We start from the raw sequence: 2,945 nt of genomic DNA on the forward strand, positions 1-2,945 counted from the left end.
GAGATAATCTGTCCGGACGTGCAGAGGAGGAATGAACCATGATTCTCCGTATCCGAAAAAAACCGACCGCCGCCCTGCGGAGAGGGGGGACGGCGGTCAGGAGAAAGAAGAAGAACAAGACGGCTTCGCCGTTATATGGAAACCGACCGAGAACCAAGAAATGGGGGAAGAAACGGATCAGGAGTCGGTTATACGACCGAGGCTTCAATGTAGGCTACAAATCAGGCTTCAAGCTGGGACTCTCTCAAGGATTTGAGGATGGGTTCGAATATTCGTATAAGGAAGGATAATGGACATCCGCTTATTTTTCCAGGAGTTCTCATGGAATTGGTGCATCCACCCATGTCGGTCATACAGGCTCTATCATAGCGTATTGTAGGACTTATGCCGAAGGGAGTGAACGGTTTGACTTTATCCAGCATTCTTCAAGCCAGGGAGAGACTTCTCGGTCTCTCTGCAGAAATAATCGGCGTTAACCAATACGCTGACCGATGGGTACCGTTTCATGCGAGCATCACGATGCGTGGGGATCCGGATGACCCGATCCGCATCCTTCTAATCCAAGGCAGTCATCCTATTCCCCATTTCTTTGAACGGCTGCATGTGACCGCCTTCGTTAACGGAGTCCGGATGGAGACGTATGAGTTGCCGAGCGCATCGTTCGTACTCGAAATTCCTCTCTCCTGCAATCTTACCTATTGTACTGTGGAATTACACACTAGGGAGAGATTCAATCCTTATGAGGTGTTGGGGGGCGGCGATAATCGGGATCTGGGCTTTGTTGCGGAGCTTATCGCTCCGATCACGGAGCGGGAACTTGCCCATTACAAGTCCTTCATACAGGAGGAATCGGGATGATTAAACGGAGGACTGCACTGCGTAAGCGTCATAAAGCTAGGATTGGACGCCGTCGAACAAAAGCCACCCATAAACGGGGTTCCTTGATGCGGGTAAAACGCAGACGAATCCGGCTCCGTCTGCGGCGCCGGTTCGCCGGTCTTCCTTCGGTGAGCGTCGTGATGCCGTCGTACAATCAGGCCACTTATATCAAGGAAGCGATTGAAAGCGTGCTTGGTCAAACCTATCCGCGTCTCGAGCTAATTGTTGTAGATGGCGGTTCGACGGACGGAACCGTTGAAATCTTGAAACGATACCGCACCAACCATCCGACTCGCTTCCGATACGTTTCAGAACCGGACAGAGGTCAGACACACGCACTGAATAAAGGCCTTTCCATGGCTAAGGGCGACGTCCTAGGGTGGTTGAATTCCGACGACCGCTACCATAAGGGTGCGGTCCTCAAAGCCGCAGCGGCGCTGCGTAAGCATCCGGATTGGGCGCTTGTATACGGGAATGCCAATTATATCAACGAAAGCGGCACCGTACTATATCCGTATCCTACGAAGCCGTTCGACCGTGATTTGCTGGTCGAGGAATGTTTCATCTGTCAGCCGAGCGCATTCCTGAGGAAAGATGCGGTAGTCAAGGCAGGGGGATGGGATGAATCGCTCCGGTTCTGTATGGATTACGATTTGTGGGTACGGCTCTCGAAGCAGCATTCCGCAGGGTATATTGCCGAATGGATGGCCGATTCCCGCTTGCATGAGGAGAGTAAAACGATGCTCATCTGGAAGGATGTCGGTCTTCTTGAAGTGTTCCGAATGAGTTGGAATCATTACGGAGCCATAGCGAACAGGTGGTTGGCCGAATATGCGCACCACCATTGGACAAAAGGGGTCTTCTGGTTGATGAAGCAGTACACGGCTTACGATGTGTTCGGGCCCATGCCGAATATAGCCGCCACTAACCGATATCAAGACGGTTGGTTTTCCGATGATGCCCAGTTGCAAATCGAAGGATCGGTCGCACAGGTTCATACCGTTCTTATGAGTGGTCGGCATTCTTTGCCTGACTTATATGGTCAGCTTCATATAACGGCCTTCGTAAATGGATGCCCTGTCCAGTCTTATGAGGCACCTGCGAACTCGTTCCTGCTAGAGATTCCCGTTCACAGCAGTTTGCCGATCGTAATTGTAGATATTCATACCGAAGAAGGCTTTTGTCCAGCAAACTTTCACCTATCATCCGATCAGCGGGAGCTCGGGTTTGTAGCGGAGGAGATACTTGCCCTTAATTCCAGAGCCTATGACTTCTATCGTGCTTATCAGCAAAGCCCTCACACCATTCCATTGTGGTTCGGCAATTCCTAGGGAAAGGAAGGATGACAAAAGTATGTACACGGCCTCAACCAGAATCATAGTAACCGGAGGAGCAGGATTTCTAGGCCAACATGTCGTCAAGCAGTTAAAGCATCAAGGATTGTCCAACTTGTTTGTGCCGAGGAGCAAGGATTATGATTTGCGAAAGGAAGACCACATTCGCACGATGCTGCAAACGATCCGTCCGGATATGGTCCTTCATTTGGCGGCAGTCGTGGGGGGGATCGGGGCCAACCAGAAAAATCCAGGGAAATTTTTTTATGATAACGCCATTATGGGCTTACAGCTGCTGGAGCAATGTCGGTCGGAAGGAGTAGGCAAGTTTGTTGGAATCGGAACGATTTGCTCCTATCCGAAGTACACTCCCGTTCCCTTCGAAGAATCCCAGCTTTGGAACGGGTATCCCGAAGAAACGAATGCTCCATATGGATTGGCCAAAAAAATGATGCTCGTTCAATCCGAGGCTTACCGGCAGCAATACGGCTATAATTCAATATTCCTGCTTCCCGTGAATCTCTACGGTCCTGGGGATAACTTCGATCTGGAGAGCTCCCACGTCATTCCGGCCATCATTCGTAAGTGTGAGGAAGCGATTCAAGGGGGAGATCGTTCCATTACGTTATGGGGAGACGGGCAGGTGACGAGAGAGTTTCTCTACGTGGAGGACGCCGCAAGAGGCATCGTGCTGGCCGCTCAGCAGTATAACTCCTCTGATCCGGTCAATCT

At 51.0% G+C, this 2,945-nt stretch carries 4 protein-coding genes; all 4 read left to right on the forward strand.

Annotated elements, in window-relative coordinates:
* The first annotated feature begins 38 nt into the window (after window positions 1-38).
* On the forward strand, window positions 39-290 hold the full coding sequence (locus tag AC1DWB_RS33080; RefSeq protein WP_477545336.1) for a hypothetical protein: 252 nt from the start codon (window positions 39-41) through the stop codon (window positions 288-290).
* Window positions 291-405: 115 nt separating this feature from the next.
* The gene (locus tag AC1DWB_RS33085) at window positions 406-858 is read left to right on the forward strand and encodes a hypothetical protein (protein WP_477545337.1); all 453 of its coding nucleotides are present in this window, start codon (window positions 406-408) and stop codon (window positions 856-858) included.
* Entirely contained in the window at window positions 855-2,210 is a 1,356-nt protein-coding gene (locus AC1DWB_RS33090; RefSeq protein ID WP_477545338.1) for a glycosyltransferase family 2 protein, read from the forward strand. Before AC1DWB_RS33085 ends, AC1DWB_RS33090 begins: the two co-directional genes overlap by 4 nt.
* Window positions 2,211-2,232: 22 nt before the next feature.
* The coding region (locus tag AC1DWB_RS33095) for an NAD-dependent epimerase/dehydratase family protein (protein ID WP_477545339.1) at window positions 2,233-2,945 on the forward strand (713 nt) is incomplete at its 3' end.

This window comes from Paenibacillus sp. P4_E11 (assembly GCF_056401635.1).